The organism is Novipirellula rosea, from assembly GCF_039541335.1.
GTDB classification, from domain to species: domain Bacteria; phylum Planctomycetota; class Planctomycetia; order Pirellulales; family Pirellulaceae; genus Novipirellula; species Novipirellula rosea.
The window spans coordinates 1-1,623 of the sequence record NZ_BAABGA010000052.1 but is presented as its reverse complement, the minus strand read 5'-3'; the positions used below and the strand labels follow the sequence as shown (position 1 = coordinate 1,623).

Here is a 1,623-nt window from a genome sequence, read left to right as displayed (position 1 = left end):
CGATGGCCAAACTTTCGCCCGTTAGTACTGGTTAGCTTAACACGTTACCGTGCTTACACGCCCAGCCTATCAACCAAGTCGTCTTCTTGGGGGCTTTCGACTAATGTCTACGAATCCTAATCTTGGAGCGGGCTTCACGCTTAGATGCTTTCAGCGTTTATCCGTTCCGAAGTTAGCTATCCAGCCGTGCCGCTAGCGCGACAACTGGTACACCAGAGCTTCGTCCAACTAAATCCTCTCGTACTAAAGTTGAACCTCCTCAAGATTCGTACGCCCACGGCAGATAGGGACCGACCTGTCTCACGACGGTCTGAACCCAGCTCACGTACCACTTTCATTGGCGAACAGCCAAACCCTTGGGAGCTTCTACACCCCCAGGATGTGATGAGCCGACATCGAGGTGCCAAACCGCATCGCCGCTGTGGACGCTCGGATGCGATAAGCCTGTTATCCCCGGAGTACCTTTTATCTGATGAGCGATAACCCTTCCATTCGGGATTACCGGATCACTAAGACCTACTTTCGTACCTGCTCGACTTATGGGTCTCGCAGTCAAGCACACTTCTAACTTTACTCTCTTCGCCTGATTACCGACCAGGCTGAGTGTACCTTTGCACTCCTCCGTTACTCTTTGGGAGGAGACCGCCCCAGTCAAACTGCCCGACTGACATTGTCCTTCGCCCTGATTCAAGGGATCGAAGTTAGAATTAAAATATAACCAGGCTGGTATTTCAACGACGGCTCCACGGGCACTAGCGTGCCTGCTTCAAAGCCTCCCAGCTATCCTACACAAATTATATCTCAACCCAATATCAGCCTACAGTAAAGGTTCACGGGGTCTTTCCGTCTAACCGCGGGTATGTGGCATCTTCACCACAACTACAATTTCACCGGGTCTGTGGTTGAGACAGTGCTCCAATCGTTACGCCTTTCATGCAGGTCGGAACTTACCCGACAAGGAACTTCGCTACCTTAGGACCCTCATAGTTAGGGCCGCCGTTTATTGGGGCTTCGGTCGCCAGCTTCGCCGTGAGGCTAACCGTCTTCCTTAACCTACCAACACCGGGCAGGCGTCAGTCTCTATACATCCACTTGCGTGTTAGCAGAGACCTGTGTTTTTGATAAACAGTCGTTAGAGCCGATTTTCTGTGGCCCACTTGCGTGGGCGCCCCTTATCGCGAACTTACGGGGCCATTTTGCAGAGTTCCTTAACCACAGTTCTCCCGAGCGCCTTAGAATTCTCATCTCGCCTACCTGTGTCAGTTTTAGTACGGTCAGTTGCTTAACTTCGCAGCTTTTCTTGGACGTCCTTCCAATGACTTCGAGAACTTAAACGCTCTCGAGCTATACCTTGGCTTATGTCGGGTCTTTTAATCCCCAACACCTCAGTGTTCGCTACGGACATTTCTATTCGTACCGCTCACTTTCCGGACGCCGTCCCTGCGACTAGATACACAACCGGCACAGGAATATTGACCTGTTATCCATCCCCTACGCTTTTCAGCCTCGGGTAAGGTACCGGCTAACCCTGGGCGGAATTGCCTTCCCCAGGAAACCTTAGGCTTTCGGCGAATAGGATTCTCACCTATTTTATCGTTACTCATTCCGGCATAATCACCCGAT

Annotated in this window: 1 rRNA gene; it reads right to left on the bottom strand. The window is 51.4% G+C overall.

The annotated features are described in order from the left end of the window. Nucleotides 1-2 precede the first annotated feature (2 nt). Nucleotides 3-1,623: ribosomal RNA gene (locus ABD971_RS20985) — 23S ribosomal RNA — on the bottom strand; the annotation flags it as partial.